Source organism: Shinella sp. WSC3-e, assembly GCF_945994535.1.
Lineage (GTDB): Bacteria > Pseudomonadota > Alphaproteobacteria > Rhizobiales > Rhizobiaceae > Shinella > Shinella yambaruensis.
Genome location: NZ_OZ000530.1, coordinates 3,473,523 through 3,489,989, shown reverse-complemented (window position 1 = coordinate 3,489,989; position 16,467 = coordinate 3,473,523). Strand labels below are relative to the sequence as shown.

Annotated in this window: 17 protein-coding genes; 11 read left to right on the top strand and 6 right to left on the bottom strand. The window is 66.3% G+C overall.

The window, feature by feature from the left end; genetic code table 11:
• Together cysW and AABF56_RS17200 are read left to right on the top strand one after the other, a co-directional pair.
• Entirely contained in the window at positions 1-897 is an 897-nt protein-coding gene (gene cysW / locus AABF56_RS17205) for a sulfate ABC transporter permease subunit CysW (RefSeq protein ID WP_272806878.1), read from the top strand.
• On the top strand, positions 894-1,916 hold the full coding sequence (locus AABF56_RS17200) for a sulfate/molybdate ABC transporter ATP-binding protein (protein WP_272806877.1): 1,023 nt from the start codon (positions 894-896) through the stop codon (positions 1,914-1,916). Before cysW ends, AABF56_RS17200 begins: the two co-directional genes overlap by 4 nt.
• 19 nt (positions 1,917-1,935) lie before the next feature.
• Here the strand turns inward: AABF56_RS17200 and tlpA are convergent, their stop codons facing one another.
• The gene (gene tlpA, locus AABF56_RS17195) at positions 1,936-2,610 is read right to left on the bottom strand and encodes a thiol:disulfide interchange protein TlpA (RefSeq protein ID WP_272806876.1); all 675 of its coding nucleotides are present in this window, start codon (positions 2,608-2,610) and stop codon (positions 1,936-1,938) included.
• A gap of 22 nt (positions 2,611-2,632) precedes the next feature.
• Between tlpA and argH the strand changes: the two genes are divergently transcribed.
• From argH to AABF56_RS17175, 4 genes are all read left to right on the top strand, one after another.
• Complete coding sequence (gene argH / locus AABF56_RS17190) at positions 2,633-4,036, top strand: argininosuccinate lyase (RefSeq protein WP_244769386.1); 1,404 nt, start codon at positions 2,633-2,635, stop codon at positions 4,034-4,036.
• Positions 4,037-4,140: 104 nt separating this feature from the next.
• The gene (lptM, locus tag AABF56_RS17185) at positions 4,141-4,326 is read left to right on the top strand and encodes an LPS translocon maturation chaperone LptM (protein ID WP_244769387.1); all 186 of its coding nucleotides are present in this window, start codon (positions 4,141-4,143) and stop codon (positions 4,324-4,326) included.
• Positions 4,327-4,399: 73 nt separating this feature from the next.
• Positions 4,400-5,668 carry a diaminopimelate decarboxylase gene (gene lysA, locus AABF56_RS17180; protein WP_244769388.1) on the top strand — a complete coding sequence of 423 codons (1,269 nt, stop codon included), beginning with the start codon at positions 4,400-4,402 and terminating at the stop codon, positions 5,666-5,668.
• Between the two features lie 118 nt (positions 5,669-5,786).
• Positions 5,787-8,417, top strand: coding sequence for a TIGR02302 family protein (locus AABF56_RS17175; RefSeq protein ID WP_272806875.1), 2,631 nt, complete (start codon positions 5,787-5,789; stop codon positions 8,415-8,417).
• A gap of 6 nt (positions 8,418-8,423) precedes the next feature.
• On the opposite strand, the gene AABF56_RS17170 is transcribed toward AABF56_RS17175, so the two are convergent.
• The 3 genes from AABF56_RS17170 to AABF56_RS17160 all read right to left on the bottom strand — a co-directional run bounded on the left by AABF56_RS17170 (position 8,424) and on the right by AABF56_RS17160 (position 10,274).
• Positions 8,424-8,783 carry a response regulator gene (locus AABF56_RS17170; RefSeq protein ID WP_064331584.1) on the bottom strand — a complete coding sequence of 120 codons (360 nt, stop codon included), beginning with the start codon at positions 8,781-8,783 and terminating at the stop codon, positions 8,424-8,426.
• Between the two features lie 175 nt (positions 8,784-8,958).
• The gene (gene hpt, locus AABF56_RS17165; protein WP_272806874.1) at positions 8,959-9,507 is read right to left on the bottom strand and encodes a hypoxanthine phosphoribosyltransferase; all 549 of its coding nucleotides are present in this window, start codon (positions 9,505-9,507) and stop codon (positions 8,959-8,961) included.
• Positions 9,508-9,599: 92 nt separating this feature from the next.
• Positions 9,600-10,274: a hypothetical protein gene (locus AABF56_RS17160; RefSeq protein WP_272806873.1), complete on the bottom strand. Its 675-nt coding sequence runs from the start codon at positions 10,272-10,274 to the stop codon at positions 9,600-9,602.
• A gap of 204 nt (positions 10,275-10,478) precedes the next feature.
• On the opposite strand from AABF56_RS17160, the gene ftsE reads away from it, so the two are divergent.
• The 4 genes from ftsE (at position 10,479) to AABF56_RS17140 (ending at position 13,846) form a co-directional block, all read left to right on the top strand.
• A complete protein-coding gene (gene ftsE, locus AABF56_RS17155; protein ID WP_244769392.1) occupies positions 10,479-11,138 on the top strand; it encodes a cell division ATP-binding protein FtsE in 660 nt (219 codons plus the stop codon).
• Complete coding sequence (locus AABF56_RS17150; protein WP_272806872.1) at positions 11,131-12,138, top strand: cell division protein FtsX; 1,008 nt, start codon at positions 11,131-11,133, stop codon at positions 12,136-12,138. The genes ftsE and AABF56_RS17150 overlap by 8 nt, the downstream gene beginning before the upstream one ends.
• A gap of 70 nt (positions 12,139-12,208) precedes the next feature.
• Positions 12,209-12,922 carry a YdcF family protein gene (locus tag AABF56_RS17145; protein WP_272806871.1) on the top strand — a complete coding sequence of 238 codons (714 nt, stop codon included), beginning with the start codon at positions 12,209-12,211 and terminating at the stop codon, positions 12,920-12,922.
• A 135-nt stretch (positions 12,923-13,057) separates the two neighbouring features.
• Positions 13,058-13,846: a lysophospholipid acyltransferase family protein gene (locus AABF56_RS17140; RefSeq protein WP_244769395.1), complete on the top strand. Its 789-nt coding sequence runs from the start codon at positions 13,058-13,060 to the stop codon at positions 13,844-13,846.
• On the opposite strand, the gene AABF56_RS17135 is transcribed toward AABF56_RS17140, so the two are convergent.
• Positions 13,847-14,398: a gamma-glutamylcyclotransferase gene (locus AABF56_RS17135; protein WP_272806870.1), complete on the bottom strand. Its 552-nt coding sequence runs from the start codon at positions 14,396-14,398 to the stop codon at positions 13,847-13,849.
• A gap of 85 nt (positions 14,399-14,483) precedes the next feature.
• Between AABF56_RS17135 and AABF56_RS17130 the strand changes: the two genes are divergently transcribed.
• The gene (locus AABF56_RS17130; protein WP_244769397.1) at positions 14,484-15,491 is read left to right on the top strand and encodes a DUF2125 domain-containing protein; all 1,008 of its coding nucleotides are present in this window, start codon (positions 14,484-14,486) and stop codon (positions 15,489-15,491) included.
• A gap of 2 nt (positions 15,492-15,493) precedes the next feature.
• Here AABF56_RS17130 and AABF56_RS17125 read toward each other — a convergent pair whose 3' ends face one another.
• Positions 15,494-16,423 carry a prephenate/arogenate dehydrogenase family protein gene (locus tag AABF56_RS17125; RefSeq protein ID WP_244769398.1) on the bottom strand — a complete coding sequence of 310 codons (930 nt, stop codon included), beginning with the start codon at positions 16,421-16,423 and terminating at the stop codon, positions 15,494-15,496.
• Positions 16,424-16,467 lie beyond the last annotated feature (44 nt).

Sequence of the window (16,467 nt, the reverse complement as noted above, 5' to 3'; positions counted from 1 at the left end):
ATGGCGCATCACGGAAAGGGCAAGCCGCCCCGCGTCGGCGATAATCCGGTCTTCCGCCGCACGCTGCTCGCCTTCGTGCTCGTGCTGGTCGCGCTGATGATCGTCGCACCGCTCGTCGTCATCGCCGTCGAGGCCTTCTCGCGTGGTGTCGGCTATTTTGCCGCCTCGATCGCCGATCCGGATACGCGGCACGCGATCCTGCTGACGGTCGTCACGGCGCTGATCGCGGTGCCGGTCAACACGGTCTTCGGCGTCGCAGCGGCCTGGGCCATCACCAAGCACGATTTCCGCGGCAAGCGGCTGCTCACCGTCGTCATCGAACTGCCCTTCTCCGTGTCGCCCATCGTGGCGGGTGTCTCCTATCTCTTCGTCTACGGCCTGCAGGGCCTGTTCGGCCCGGCGCTGCAATCGGCGGAGATCAAGATCCTCTTCGCGCTGCCGGGCATCGTGCTGGCCAGCATGTTCGTGACGGCGCCCTTCGTGGCGCGCGAGCTGATCCCGCTGATGCAGGCGCAGGGGCGCGACCTCGAGGAGGCGGCGACGTCGCTGGGGGCGAGCGGCTGGCGCACCTTCTTCTCCGTCACGCTGCCGAACATCAAGTGGGCGCTGCTCTACGGCGTCGTGCTCTGCAATTCGCGCGTAATGGGCGAATTCGGTGCCGTTTCCGTCGTTTCGGGCAATATCCGCGGCCAGACGAACACGCTGCCGCTGCATATCGAGCTGCTCTATCACGACTACAACGCGGCCGGCTCCTTCGCCGCCGCATCCATTCTCGCCGGCCTTGCCATCGTCACGCTCATCGCCAAGGTGGCGCTGGAGCGGCAGGGCGCGGGCCGCGTCCAGCGCCCCTCTCAGCTGGCCGGCGCCGACAGCATCACCTCGGAGGTAAAACCGTGAAGATCCGCCTTACCAACGTGGTCAAGGAGTTCCAGACCTTTCGCGCCGTGCACGGCGTGTCGCTCGATATCGAAAGCGGCGAGCTGGTGGCGCTGCTCGGTCCCTCCGGCTCCGGCAAGACGACGATCCTGCGCATGGTCGCCGGCCTCGAATATGCTGATGGCGGCGCGATCTATTTCGGCGAGGAGAATGCCACTGACATTCCGGTGCGCGAGCGCGGCGTCGGCTTCGTCTTCCAGCACTATGCCCTCTTCCCGCACATGACCGTCGGCGAGAACATCGCCTTCGGCATGAAGGTCTCCAAGGTCAAGCGTTCGCCCGAGGCGATCGCCAAGCGTGTTGCCGAACTGCTCGATCTCGTGCAGCTCGGCGGCCTCAAGGACCGCTTTCCCGGCCAGATCTCCGGCGGCCAGCGCCAGCGCGTGGCGCTCGCCCGGGCGCTCGCCGTCGATCCGCGCGTGCTGCTGCTCGACGAGCCTTTCGGCGCGCTCGACGCCAATGTGCGGCGGGACCTGCGCCGCTGGCTTCGGAAAATTCATGACGAACTGGGCATTACCACGCTCTTCGTCACGCACGACCAGGAAGAGGCGCTGGACCTTGCCGACCGGGTCGTCATCCTGAACAAGGGCAAGATCGTGCAGGAGGGGACGCCCGAGACGGTCTGCCGCAATCCAGCCGATGCCTTCGTGATGAACTTCCTCGGCGATGCGAACCGGCTCGATGCGGATATCCGTGGTGGCAAGGCCTATGTCGACGGCGTGGCCTTCGAGGCCGGCGGCGTGGCGGATGGCTGCGGCCAGATCCTGTTCCGCCCGGCCGACGTCACCTGGCGCGACGAGGGGCAAGGCATTGCCGCGAAGATCGTGCGCGTCATCGACCGGCCGGATTCGCGCCGCGTGCTGGCCCTGACGGGCAGCGGCCAGCCGGTCGAGTTCGATACGGCGCCGGAATTCCCGTACGGCAAGGGCGAGGAGGGTTTCCTCGACATCCGACGACCGCGCGCCTATCCGGCGGCGTGAGGGGAACTCCGGCTGCGGCTTAGCTTTCCGGCGCCGCCAGCGCGGCGTTGATCAGCGCCTTGGCGTCCTCGCTGTCCCAGGCGGCGGGGCCGTTCATCGCCGATATCAGGCAGCCCTTGTCGTCCATCAGCAACGTGACGGGCAGGCCGAAGGCGAGGCCTTCCTTCTTCAGCGTGTTGAAGACGCCCATCGAGGCATCGCGGTAGTAGCCGAGTTCGTTGACGCCCGTTTCGGTGAGGAAGGCCTTCGGCTTCTCGTCGTCGCCGGTGTCGATGTTGATCGCGACGACCTCGAACCTGTCGCTGCCGAGCTCCTTTTCGAGCGCGTTGAGCGCCGGCATCTCCTCGCGGCACGGAACGCACCAGGTGGCCCAGAGGTTGACGAGCAGCGTCTTGCCGGAAAAATCGGCGATCGTCCTCTTCTTGCCGTCGGGGCCGTCGAAGACGAGATCGGGCAGCGGGCGGTGCGCGTCCACCGTGCGCATGGCGGCGACCTGCCCCTTGGAAAAGGGCGTCAGGGCTTCGGCCTTCTCCGCGGCGGCCGCGCAGGCGGCGGGATCGGCGGAAGCGACCGCGCCATTGCCAGACAGGCTTTCCTTCACGTATATCGCAGCACCACCGGCGAGAAGTCCGGCGAGCCCGGCAATGGCGATGAGCTTTCCTGCCGGCAGGCCGAGTTTCTTCTTCACTGTCATTTCATTCTCCAGGACGGGACCCATGGCTGACGGCACTTCCGAGACGAAATCCTCGAACCAGATGTGGGGCGGCCGTTTCGCCTCGGGACCGGATGCGATCATGGAGGAGATAAATGCCTCCATCGGCTTCGACAAGAAGCTTTACGCCCAGGACATCCGCGGCTCAAAGGCGCATGCCGAGATGCTCGCCCACCAGGGCATCATTTCGGCGGACGATAAGGAAAAGATCGTTCACGGTCTCGACACGATCCTGTCAGAGATCGAAAGCGGAAGTTTCGAGTTCTCCCGCCGGCTGGAAGACATCCACATGAATGTCGAGGCGCGGCTGGCGACGCTGATCGGCCCCGCGGCCGGCCGCCTGCACACCGCCCGCTCGCGCAACGACCAGGTGGCACTCGACTTCCGCCTCTGGGTGAAGGAAGAGCTGCAGAAGACGGAGAAGGCGCTGACGGGTCTGATATCGGCCTTCCTCGACCGTGCCGAGGAGCATGCCGAGACCGTCATGCCGGGCTTCACCCATCTGCAGACCGCCCAGCCGGTGACCTTCGGCCACCATTGCATGGCCTATGTCGAGATGTTCGGCCGAGACCGCCAGCGCGTGCGCCACGCCATCGAGCATCTCGACGAAAGCCCGATCGGCGCCGCCGCGCTTGCCGGCACGGGCTACAATATCGACCGGCACATGACGGCGAAGGCGCTCGGCTTCCGCGAGCCGACCCGCAATTCCATCGACACCGTGTCGGACCGCGATTTCGCCCTGGAATTCCTGTCGATCGCCGCGATTGCCGGCGTTCACCTGTCGCGCCTTGCCGAGGAGATCGTCATCTGGTCGACGCCGCAATTCGGCTTCATCCGCCTGTCGGATGCCTTCTCCACCGGCTCCTCCATCATGCCGCAGAAGAAGAATCCGGACGCCGCCGAGCTGGTGCGCGCCAAGACCGGCCGCATCAACGGCTCGCTGATCGCGCTTCTGACGGTCATGAAAGGCCTGCCGCTCGCCTATTCCAAGGACATGCAGGAAGACAAGGAACAGGTCTTCGACGCGGCCGAGAGCATCGAGCTGGCGATTGCAGCGATGACCGGCATGGTGCGCGACATGACGATCCGCACCGACAGGATGAAGGCGGCGGCCGGGTCCGGCTATTCCACCGCCACCGATCTTGCCGACTGGCTGGTGCGCGAGGCGGGGCTTCCCTTCCGCGACGCGCATCATGTGACGGGCCGCGCCGTGGCGCTGGCCGAGGGCAAGGGCTGCGACCTTGCCGACCTGTCGCTCGAGGAGCTGCAGGCGATCCATGCCGCCATCACCGCCGACATCTTCAACGTCCTGACGGTCGAGGCCTCGGTTGCGAGCCGCAAGAGTTTCGGCGGCACCGCGCCCCTGGAGGTCCGCAAGCAGATCGCCTGGTGGCGGCAGCGGAACTGATCAGATTGCTTGCAGGACTCATCAGTAGATTAAGGGTGCACAAGGGCGGGCGAATTCGCTAAGGATGGTGCCCACCCGATCACCGGCATTCCAGGGAACGCTTCATGACACGCATCGATATCGGCAGGCTGGCTCTCGTGCTCTGCCTTTCCGCAGCGGTTCTGACCGCCTGCGGCCGCAAGGGCGATCTCGACCTGCCGGGCGGCGCGCAGCCGGTCTACAAGACCGTCGACGGCAAGAAGGTCGAGCAGGTCGAAGACAAGCCCTTCATCCTCGATCCCCTTCTCTAGTTTTGATGTCCTCCCGAACGCAAAGCCGCTGCACGGTTTTGCCGGAATTGCCCTTGTTTAACGGACGAGACCTGTGAACCATTTCGAGCATCGCGACGGCATCCTCCATGCGGAGGACGTGCCCGTTCCGGAAATCGCCAAGGCGGTCGGCACGCCCTTCTACGTCTATTCGACGGCCACGCTGGAGCGCCACTACAAGGTCTTCGCCAAGGCCTTCGACGGCGTCGATGCCATGGTGTGCTATGCTATGAAGGCGAATTCGAACCAGGCGGTGCTGAAGACGCTCGCCCGGCTCGGCGCCGGCATCGACGTGGTCTCGGAAGGCGAACTGCGCCGGGCGCTGGCCGCCGGCGTCCCCGCCTCGCGCATCATGTTCTCCGGCGTCGGCAAGACGCCGCGCGAGATGGACCTTGGCCTCGAGGCCGGCATCTACTGCTTCAACGTCGAGTCCGAGCCGGAGCTGGAGGTGTTGAACGCCCGCGCCGTGAAGGCCGGCAAGGTGGCGCACGTCTCCTTCCGCATCAATCCGGACGTCGATGCCCGCACGCACGCCAAGATCTCGACGGGCAAGAAGGAAAACAAGTTCGGCATTTCCTGGGAGCGCGCCCGCGCCGTCTATGCCCGCGCCGCCGGCCTGCCGGGCATCAAGGTGACCGGCATCGACATGCATATCGGCAGCCAGATCACCGAGCTGCAACCCTTCGAGGACGCCTTCAAGCTCTTGCGCGAACTCGTCGATACGCTGCGCGCCGACGGCCATACGATCGATCACGTCGATGTCGGCGGCGGCCTCGGTATCCCCTACAAGACGGACAATGCGCCGCCGCCGCTGCCGGACGCCTATGCCGAGATCGTCAAGAACCAGCTCCAGGGTCTGAACTGCAAGATCGTCACCGAGCCCGGTCGGCTGATCGTCGGCAATGCCGGCATCCTCGTCACCGAGGTCATCTATGTGAAGGACGGCGGCGAGAAGACCTTCGTCATCGTCGATGCGGCCATGAACGATCTCATCCGCCCGACGCTCTACGAGGCCTGGCACGAGATCCAGCCGGTCGTCATCTCCGCCGCCAGTGCGCCGCGCATCCGGGCGGATGTGGTGGGCCCGGTCTGCGAGACCGGTGACTATCTGGCGCAGGACCGCGAAATGGCGCAGCCCAAGCCCGGCGACCTGATCGCCGTCGGTTCCGCCGGTGCCTATGGCGCCGTGCAGGCCGGCACCTATAACAGCCGCCTGCTGGTGCCGGAGGTGCTGGTCAACGGGGCCGCGTTCCATGTCGTGCGGCCGCGGCAGAGCTATGACGACCTGATCGGCCTCGATTCGGTGCCGGACTGGCTCGCCTGACCTTCGGAAGCGCTAAAACCGGCCGCCTGCGCGATCACGATTTTGCGCGTGCCCTCGTCTTCGCCACAAAGCATGTTATCTTTTGGTGGTGACAACCTGCAGCGGAGAGCGGCGACCGATGGCGATTGACACGCGAGGACAGCGCGGGAAGGAGGCGACCGGCAGCCCGGTGGCCCGCCGGCTCGCGGGAAAACGCCTTGCCGCCCAGGCCATCCTCTATCTGGAAGCGCTCGCCCCGCGGGTGCTGCCGATCCTGCTTCTCGTCGCGGCTTTCCTGGCGCTCACCTGGTTCGGCTATTTCCGCCATGTGCCGGCCTGGCTGCATCTTGCGACGCTCGCCGCCTTCGCGCTCGGCCTCGTCGGCCTGCTCGTCCGCCTGCGCGGCATCGTCTGGCCGTCGACCGACAAGGCCTATCGCATGCTGGAGGCGCGCAATGCGCTCGCCCACCAGGCGATCCGGGTGCAGGACGACCGGCCGGCCGGCGGCGATGCCTTTGCCGAGGCGCTGTGGCGCGAACACCAGGCCCGCATGGCGCGGATGATCGGCACGCTGAGGACCGGGGCGCCGGAGCCCGATATCGCCCGCCACGACCGCCATGCCCTGCGTGCGGTGCCGCTGCTCCTCGTCGCCATCGCCTTTGCCTTCTCCTATTCCAACCGCGGCGGACTTCTGGCCGATGTGGTTACCGTCCGCACCCCCGCCGAAACCGCGCCGGACGTGCGCATCGACGCTTGGGTGACGCCGCCGGCGCACACGTCGCGCGCGCCCATCTTCCTGACCGGCAGCCCGCAGGGTCAGCCGGGCGAGGCCGCCAGAGGCGAGATCCGCATTCCGCAATTCAGCGAACTGACCGTGCGCGTCACCGGCGGTGGCGGCGACGAGGCGGTGAGCTATCAGGTGACCGGCGAAACCGCGGCCACGGCCATCCGCCCCGAGGCGGAAAAGCCGAAGGATGAAAAAGCCGAGGCTTCGAAGGTCGAGGCGAAGGTGCCGGTGGCGGCCGCCAGTGACGCCAGGACCATGCGCTACAAGATCCTGAAGGACGGCACGCTCTCGGTTGCCGGCCAGACCTGGACCTTTGCGGTCATTCCGGACCGCGTGCCGGAAATCGCCTTCGACGGCATCCCGAAGAAGACCGTCGCCTCGGCGCTGGAGATCAGCTTCATCGCCAAGGACGATTACGGGATCCAGGAGGCGCATGCGGAGATCGTGCCGGTCGAAAAGCCGAAGGATGCGCGTCCGCTCTATCCGTTGCCGGAGTATAGGCTCGACCTGCCTCGCCGTGCCGCGCGCGACGCCAAGGGCACGACGAGCCGCAACCTGTCCGAACACCCGCTCTCCGGCAAGCGCGTGAAGATCACGCTCGTCGCCAAGGATGCCGCCGGGCAGGAGGGGCGCAGCCAGCCTGTCGAGATGATCCTGCCGGCCAAGACCTTCTTCGAGCCGCTCGCCGCGGCCGTCGCCGAACAGCGGCAGGTCTTCGCGCTCGATGCCAACCAGCTGCCGCACGCGATCGCGCTCAACGAGGCGCTGACGATCCGGCCGGAAGAGACGATCCCGAACCTCACGCATTACCTGCTGCTGCAATCGGCCAATGCGCGCATGAAGCTCTCCCGCACGGACGACCAGATGCGCGAGACGGCGGACTATCTCTGGGAAATCGCCCTTGGCATCGAGGACGGCAACCTGTCGCTGGCCGATCGCCGGCTGCGCGAGGCGCAGAAGGCGCTTTCCGAGGCGCTGGAGCGCAACGCCTCCGACGAGGAGATCGCCGCGCTCATGAAGGAGCTGCGCGAGGCGATGCAGGCCTATATGGAGGAGCTTGCGCGCCAGGCGGCCAAGAACGGCCAGATGCAGCAGAATGCCCAGCAGCAGGGCCAGATCCTGCGCCAGCAGGATTTGCAGCGCATGATGGACCAGATCGAGAATCTGGCCCGTTCCGGCGCGCGTGACCAGGCCCAGCAGATGCTCTCCGAGCTGCAGCGCATGATGAACAACCTGCAGGCCGGCCGGCCGCAGCAGGGCCAGCAAGGCCAGCAGAACGACGCGATGCGCCAGCAGATGGACAAGCTCGGCCAGCTGATGCAGCAACAGCAGAAGCTGATGGAGCAGACCTTCCAGTTCGACCAGGCGCTGCGTGACCGCCAACAGCGCGGCGATCCGATGCCGGGCGAGGAGGGCGAGCAGCGGCCGGGCGACAACGGCTCCGGCCAGCAGCCGACCGACCAGATGACGGCCGAACAGTTGCGTGAGGCGCTGAAGAAGCTGCAGGAGCAGCAGGACGCGCTGGGCAAGCAGCTCGGCGAGATTCAGGAAGCGCTGAAGGGCATGGGGCTGGAGCCCGGCGAAGGTTTTGGCCAGGCCGGCCGCGAGATGAAGGGCGCTTCGGAAGCGCTCGGCGAGGGCCAGGGCGAATCGGCCGTCGGCAGCCAGGGCCGCGCGCTGGAGGCGCTGCGCCAGGGCGCGCAGAACATGATGAGCCAGATGCAGGCCATGATGGGGCAGGGACAGGGCCAGGGACCGGGCGAAGGTATCCCGCAGGCGGGCCGCAACGGCCGCGATCCGCTGGGCCGCGAGCGCACCCTCAACGGGCAGGGCCCGGATTTCGGCGGGCCGACCAAGGTTCCGGAAGAGATCGACATCCAGCGGGCGCGTGAAATCTTGGAGGAGATCCGTCGTCGCCTCGGCACTGGGGCAGCGCCCGGTTTCGAACGGGATTATCTGGAGCGGCTGCTCGGAATCCGCTGAAGCGCGTCAGGCCGCGAGCGCCGTCGCCACGGCGCGGCGGATGTCCGGCAGGCTGAAGGGCTTGCTCACCACGTCGACGATCTTCGAGGCAAGGTCGTCGGCCCGCTCGCGCTGCTCGGCATAACCGGTCATCAGCAGGATCTTCAGCGCCGGATGGGCGGCGGACGCCTTGTGGGCAAGCTCGATGCCGTCCATCACGGGCATGCGGATGTCGGACAGGAGGAGATCGAAGCCGCCCTCCGTCAGGGCGTCGAGCCCTGCGGCACCGTCCGGCGCCTCGACGGTCTCGTGGCCGTCCATGCGCAGCGCCCGCGCCACGAAGGTGCGGAGCGAATCCTCGTCCTCGGTGATCAGGATCTTGGCCATCGGTTCCCCTTTCGGTCCGTTCATCCGGCCCTGCTCCAGGCTGCCGCTGTCTGGGCGGCGGAACAGAAGGCCGAGCGGCAGGCCGATTCTCCGGTGCCGCTCCGCGAACGAAAAGACCAGACTTTCCTTGTCGATCGGTAAACGACCGATGGGGGAATCTGCGGTCAGGCCGGCGTCAGGCGTCCGCGTCGCCCGTCACGACGCCGACGAAGGGCAGTTCGCGGAAGGCATAGGCGACGTCCATGCCGTAGCCGACGACGAAATGATCCGGGCATTCGAAGCCGACATAGTCGGCTTCCAGATCGGTCTTGCGCTTCTCGCGCTTGTCGAGCAGCACGGCGATCGTGACGTTGCGGGCGCCGCGCTCATACATCAGCTCCTTGGCGAAGCTGAGCGTGCGGCCGGATTCGAGGATGTCGTCGATCAGCAGGATATCGCGGCCATGCACGTCGCTGTCGATGTCCTTGATGACCTTCACGCCCTGCGAGACGGTGCCGGCGCCGTAGCTCGACAGCGTGATGAACTCGACTTCGGGGGCAAGGCCGGCCGCATGAAGGGCGCGGGTGAGGTCGGCTGCGAAGATGAACGAGCCCTTGAGCACGGCGATGACGAGGAGGTCCTTCGTCGGGCCGCTGGCGATCTCGGCCGCCAGTTCTTCATTGCGCTTGGCGATCATAGCGGCGTCGTAGAGCGTTTCGATCTTCTTTCCGCGGACAATCTGCATCGCGAGGCGGCTCCTTGGTCGTGGGCAAATCCGGCAAAATCCCGCGGTCTTGCGTGCGGAATTGCGGGAAACAGAGGAGCCGCTTAGCACAGTCAGGGGACGGGCGCACCCTCGGCGGCGAGGGAAACCGAGACTTTCGGCACTTTTCCGCCATTGTGCGGAATGCGCAACGCGAAGGTCTCGCTGGCGCCCGGCGCGAGCTTTGCGGTTTCGAGCGAGAGGCGGTGGTGGATCGCCTCACCCATGCCCTCGAAGACGATGTCGACCGGCGGCACGGCGGCGATGGTGTCGCCGCCATTGGTGAGGCGGCCATAGACGGCGAGCACCTTCATGCCGTTGCGGTCGTCGACCGTCGTGATGACATCGGCAATGCGCAGCGCGCCGCCCGGTGCGCTTGCGGGAAGCGCCGCCCTGAGGGCGGAAAGTCCGCCGGCATAGGCGAAGACGAAGATGAAGGCCGCCGTGACGAGACCGGCAAAGGCGCGGCCCGGGAGGCGCTGCAAGCCTGCCTCGCACAGCCGGCCGCCGGCTGCGGCGACGCGAAGCAGCAGGTGGCGCGGCGGCATGTCGGCTGGCGTGGGCCTCACGGGACGGTGATTGTCGTTCGACGTGCGGGCGGCGGTGCTGCGGATGACGACGAAATCGGCATCGACCACTTCGAAGCGCGCCGGGAACGGCCTTGCATTCCGGCGGGCCGGCGTCTTCGGCTCCGGCGGCAGAAGGTCGATCCGGCCCTTCGCCTCGCGTCTTGCTCTGAAGGCGTTCATCGCGACCTCCCCGCTTCGCCAGCGCCCTTTCCGCGCAAAATCATGGGCGAAAAGTCGGGCATTGAATGAAATCCTTACGAAACGTAAACCATACTGGTTAATGCTTCGGAAACCCGACCGTGAAAGAGCCGCTTTCCTGTGCGACCTCGCCAGCGGACCTGCTTCGGCAGGCAAGGTAACCCGCCTTTAGAACCGGATTGATCATTGATTCACTTCGAGAATGTCGGACTGCGCTATGGAATGGGCCCGGAAATCCTCCGCGACCTGACCTTCGATATTCCGCACCGCTCCTTCCAATTCCTGACCGGGCCGTCCGGCGCCGGCAAGACGACGTTGCTGCGCCTGCTCTTCCTCTCCCTGCAGCCGACGCGCGGCATCATCCGCACCTTCGACCGCGAGATCTCGACCATCCCGCGCGACGAGCTGCCGATGCTGCGCCGGCGCATCGGCATCGTCTTCCAGGATTTCCGCCTGCTCGATCACCTGACGACCTATGAGAACGTCGCCCTGCCGCTGCGCGTGCGCGGCAAGGAGGAAGCGAGCTATCGCGCCGACGTGCTCGAACTTCTGAAATGGGTCGGGCTCGGGGAACGAATCAACGTGTTGCCGCCGGTGCTGTCGGGCGGGGAGAAGCAGCGTGCGGCCATTGCCCGCGCCCTCATCGACCGGCCGGAACTGCTGCTCGCCGACGAGCCGACCGGCAATGTCGACCCGCCGATGGCACGCCGGCTGCTCAGCCTCTTCCTCGAACTGAACCGGCTCGGCACCGCCGTGGTGATCGCCACGCACGATCTGTCGCTGATGGACCAGGTGGAGGCGCGGCGCATGATCCTCTCGCAAGGGCGGCTCGACATCTATGACTGACGCGCCCCGCGAGACCGCCCAGGAGGCCCAGCCCGCCCGCCGGCCGGAAATGAAGGTGCGCCCGACGGCGCCCATCGTGCCGCCGGCGAATGTTTCCGGCAATGCGCTGATGCTCGTCATCGCCATCATGGCCTTCCTCGCCTGCCTCACCTTCGGCGCGGTCAGCATGGTGCGGGCGACGGCGGCGAGCTGGCAGAGCCAGATCTCCCGCGAGATCACCATCCAGATCAAGCCGGACGACGATCTCGACATGGAGAAGGCGCTCACGGACGCGCGCGACCTTGCCCTCACCTTCTCCGGCACGCGCGACGGCACGATCGTCGACAAGACGGCGACGGCACGGCTGCTCGAACCCTGGCTCGGCGAGGGGCTGAACATCGACGAACTGCCGGTGCCGCGCCTCGTCATCGTCACCATCGACGAGCAGAGCCCGCCGGATTTCACGGCGATGCGGGCCGCGCTGGCGGAGAAGATCCCGACGGCCTTCCTCGACGACCACCGCACCTGGGTCGACCGTCTCGTCGCCATGGCGCGCACGACGGCCTTCATCGGCACGGGCGTGCTGGTGCTCGTCTTCTCCGCCATGGTGCTGACCGTCATCTTCGCGACGCGCGGCGCGCTTTCCGGCAACCGGCATATCGTCGAGGTGCTGCATTTCGTCGGCGCCGAGGCGAGCTTCGTCGCTTCCGAATTCCAGAAGCATTTCCTGAAGATCAGCCTGAAGGGCTCGCTTGCCGGCGGGCTGCTGGCGGCGCTGTTCTTCGCCGTCGCCGGCTTCTGGCAGGGGCGCTCCATCGCGACGCCGCAGAGCGACCAGGCGACGGCGCTGTTCGGCACCTTTTCCATGGGGACCACGGGCTATCTCGGCATTGCCGGTACGATCGTCGTGATCGCGCTGCTGACGACGCTGACGGCCCGTTTCACCGTGATGCGGACCATCCACGAAATCGACCAGATCCGCTCCGACCCTTCACGCACCGACCAGTTGCCCGACCCATGACGCGGACCGGACGGGTGCTCGCCGTAAAACGGACTATCGGTTGCCGCAATCCCGTTCTATGGACGGAATCATGAACGCGCTTGAACGGGCAAAACCGGGTCTGCCGCACGGCGCCCGGTCTGACGGGGCGGGACGGCGACGCAAGGGCCCCGTCCGTCTCGCCGTGCGCGTGGTTCTCGCGCTCCTCCTGCTCGCTGCCGTGGCGGGCACGGGCGGCTTCCTCTATTTCGCCGAAACCGTCGCCGCGCTCGAAACGCCGAACGACCCGAAGGCCGATGCCATCGTGGTGCTGACCGGCGGCTACCAGCGCATCGACCGGGCGATCGACCTTCTCAAGCAGGGCGCCGGCGAGCGGCTGCTGATCTCGGGCGTCAACCCCGCGACGAGCGGCAACCAGATCCGTAAGCTCACGCAGAGCTCATCTACGCTGTTCGAATGCTGCGTCGACATGGGTTACGAGGCGGTCGACACGATCGGCAATGCCAACGAGACGGCGCGCTGGATCAGCGACCACCAGTTCCGCCGCGTGCTCGTCGTCACCAACAACTACCACATGCCGCGCAGCCTGCTGGAGCTGAAGGTCATCGATCCCAGGACCGAGTTCATCGCCTATCCCGTCGTCAATTCGGACCTGAAGAACGGCAACTGGCTGCGCCAGCCGGGCGTGATGAAGGCGATGCTGTCGGAATATCTCAAGTATAGCCTTGCGCATATCCGCGCCTTTGCCGGCGCGCGCAGCTGGTCCGGACTGCGCGGCGACATGGCGGGCCTTTCCGGCGGCTGATCGCTATGGCGGAAGCCTCCTTTCAGGCCCTTGTTTTTCCGCATCCCGTCAGTGCAAAACCGTGCACACTTTTGCGCGACACGCTTTTGAATATCGTGTAGGGCGAAGAAACGCGTCCCGCTGACAGGCTGCCTGATGATCGCTTTCCGTTCCGTGCTCTTCAATACCCTCTTCTACCTGAACCTCATCGTGCAGATGATCGTCATGACGCCGGCCTATTTCCTGCTGCCGCGCAAGAAGGCCTACGGCATCGCCAAGAACTGGGTGAGGAGCAATCACTGGCTCTTCGAGACGATCGTCGGCACGACCTTCGAGATCGAAGGGCTGGAGAACATCCCGAAGGGCGGCTACATCTTCGCGCCGAAGCACCAGTCCTTCTGGGATGCCTATGCATTGCTGCCCTGGCTGGACGATCCCTTCTATATCCTCAAGCGTGAGCTCACCTGGATCCCGCTCTTCGGCTGGTATCTGAAGAAGCAACGCATGGTGCCGGTCGATCGCAGCGCGCGCGGCAAGGTCATGGCCGCCGTCATGCAGCGTACCAAGGCGGAGATGAATTCCGGCCGCCAGCTCATCATCTATCCGGAAGGCACGCGCCGCCCGCCGGGCGCGACGCCGGAATACAAGTACGGCATCGCCCGCCTCTATCGCGATCTCCAGGTGCCGGTCGTGCCGGTCGTCATGCATCCGGGCCTGTTCTGGCCGCGGCGCAAGTTCATCCGCTATCCAGGGCACTTCAAGGTGCGCATCCTGCCGGCGATCGAGCCGGGCATGGATCCGGACGCCTTCCTCGCCCATCTCGTCGAGGTGATGGAGACGGCGAGCGACCGGCTGCTGGTGGAAACCGCGGCGGCGAACCCGAACCTGCCTTTGCCGCCGACGGCCGAGCGGCGTCTGGCGGAGCTGAAGGCACACGCCGCCTGATCAGGCGGAGCTTCGTGCGTGGAGGTTTTCCGCGGTGCGACCGACATCCTCCAGCCAATGGTCGCGGATGCCCATTTCGCGCAGATGCACCAGCGTGTTACGCACATAGTCGATATTGTGGCCCGACTTGCCGACGGCGGAACTGACGGTCGCGGCCGCCTCCTCGACGGAGAGCGCGCCGGCGAACTGGTGGTGGGCGCGGTCGCAGATATAGGCGAGCGTCGAGACGCGGCGGCCGTCGCCGAGCGTCGCGGCAAGCGTGCGCTCCTTGTAGACATGGGTCACCAGTTCCCGCTCGCGCAGGTAATCGACCACCGCTTCCCGGCTTGCGGGTGCGATGCGGAAGGCGACGCCGCGGCAGGAGCCGCCGCGATCGAGGCCCAGCACGAGGCCGGGTCTCACCTCCGTGCCGCGATGGACCCAGGAGCGCACGCAGAGCGAACGGCGGAAGCCGAAGAGATGGGCCGGCTGCTGCTCCTCGAATTCGAAGCCCGGATTCCACATCAGCGAACCGTAGCCAAAAACCCAGAATTCGTTCATATCCACCGTCACCTGGACCATCTCTCAAAAAGCCGCCGCAATTGCCGGCTTTGACGCGCTTGCGGGCAAATCATGTCCGCCACCATTGGAGAACAACATGGCATCGTCAAGCCGCGCCGGCACGTCCGGCGTCACGCGCAAACTCGTCCGGCTCGCCGTTGCCGTCGTTCTCGTCGCCGCGCTCTATACGGGCGGATGGTTCTATGCCGCAAGCTGGCTGAAGGACACGCTGGACCGGCAGCTCTCCGCCTCCGCGCAGGGCATGCATTCGGCCTCGTGCAGCAATCTTTCCGTTCGCGGCTTCCCGTTCCGCATCGGCCTATTCTGCGATGCGGTCGGCATCGATGACCGCCCGACGGGCCTGTCGGCGAGCTTCGGGGCGCTCCGCTCGGCCGCGCAGGTCTATCGCCCGGGCCATGCGGTCGCCGAACTCGACGGGCCGGCGCAGGTGCGCGTGACGCCCGATCTCGTCTTCGATGCCGACTGGGATCTTCTGCGGGCAAGCGGCACCGCCTGGACGAACGGGCTCGACCGTGCCTCGGTCGCCTACGACGGGCTGAAGGGCCGGCTCAACGTGCCCTCCGAGGCCGTTTCGCTCGGCGTGACCGCTGCCCACGGTGAAAAGCATATCCGCCAGTCCGGCGGGGCGCTCGATGTCGCCGCCTCCTTCGATGCGCTCTCGCTCGATCTTGGCGACCGGGTGCTGCCACCGCTTGACGTCACGGCCGACATGACGATCGCCGATGCCGCGACATGGATCTCCGCCGAAGGCCCGCCGGCCGGCGCGCCGCTCGGCGCAAACATGGAGCTGCGCCGCCTGTCGCTCGACCTCGGCGACGGCAAGGTGGCGACCCTTTCCGGCCCGCTCAAGGTGGGTGACGACGGTTACCTCTCGGGCACGCTCGATCTCGACATTGCCGGCATCACGGTCTGGCGCGACCGGATCTCCGAGGCGTTTCCGGAGATCGCGGAGACGGCGGCGCAGGTCGCGCAGGTGGTCGAAGGCCTGTCGAAGGGTGGCGACCGGGCGGTGGTGAAGCTCAATGTGCAGGACGGGACGGTCTATCTCGGCCTCTTCCCGATCGCGTTCATCCCACCGATCTGATCTCAGCTCTTCTTGTCGGCGACCGGCCGGCCGAAATTCGGCGCGGACGTATCCTGGCCCGCATCGATGATCGAGCGGCGGATGGCGCGAGTGCGGGTGAAAAGGTCGAAGAGCTTCTCGCCATCGCCCCAGCGGATGGCGCGCTGCAGATAAGCGAGGTCCTCGGAAAAGCGCGCCAGCATTTCGAGGATCGCGTCCTTGTTGTGCAGGCAGACGTCCCGCCACATGGTCGGGTCCGAGGCGGCGAGGCGGGTGAAATCGCGGAAGCCCGAGGCGGAATACTTGATGACTTCCGATTCCGTCACCGTCTCCAGATCGTCCGCCGTGCCGACGATGTTGTAGGCGATGATATGCGGCAGGTGCGAGACGATGGCGAGCACCTTGTCGTGGTGCTCCGTGTCCATCTCGTCGACCTTGGAGCCGAGCGCCTCCCAGAAGGCGGCGAGCCTGCGCTTGGCCTCCTTGTCCGTGCCGTGCACGGGGGTGAGGATGCACCAGCGGTTCTGGAACAGTTCGGCGAAGCCGGCGTCCGGGCCGGAATGCTCGGTGCCCGCCAGCGGGTGGCCGGGGATGAAATGCACGGTCTTCGGCATGTGCGGCAGCATCTGCGCGACGACCGAGGTCTTGGTGGAGCCGACGTCGGTGACGATGGCACCGGGCTTCAGGTGCGGGGCGATGTCCTCCGCCACCTTGCCGGAGGCGCCGACGGGCACCGAGACGATGACGAGGTCGGCGCCTTCCACGGCCGTGCCGGCGTCATGGACGTAGTCGGTGCCAAGCTCGAGTTCGCGGGCGCGGTCGAGCGTCTCCTGGCTGCGGCTCGAAATGGTGACGGTCCTGGCTAGGCCCTTCGCCTTGACGGCGCGGGCGATGGAGGAGCCGATGAGGCCGATGCCGATCAGCGCGATCTTGTCGAAATGTCCGTCCGTCATGCCCTTCGCCCTTCGTTTCCGCTTGGGCCCGCTCTAGCGGGCGG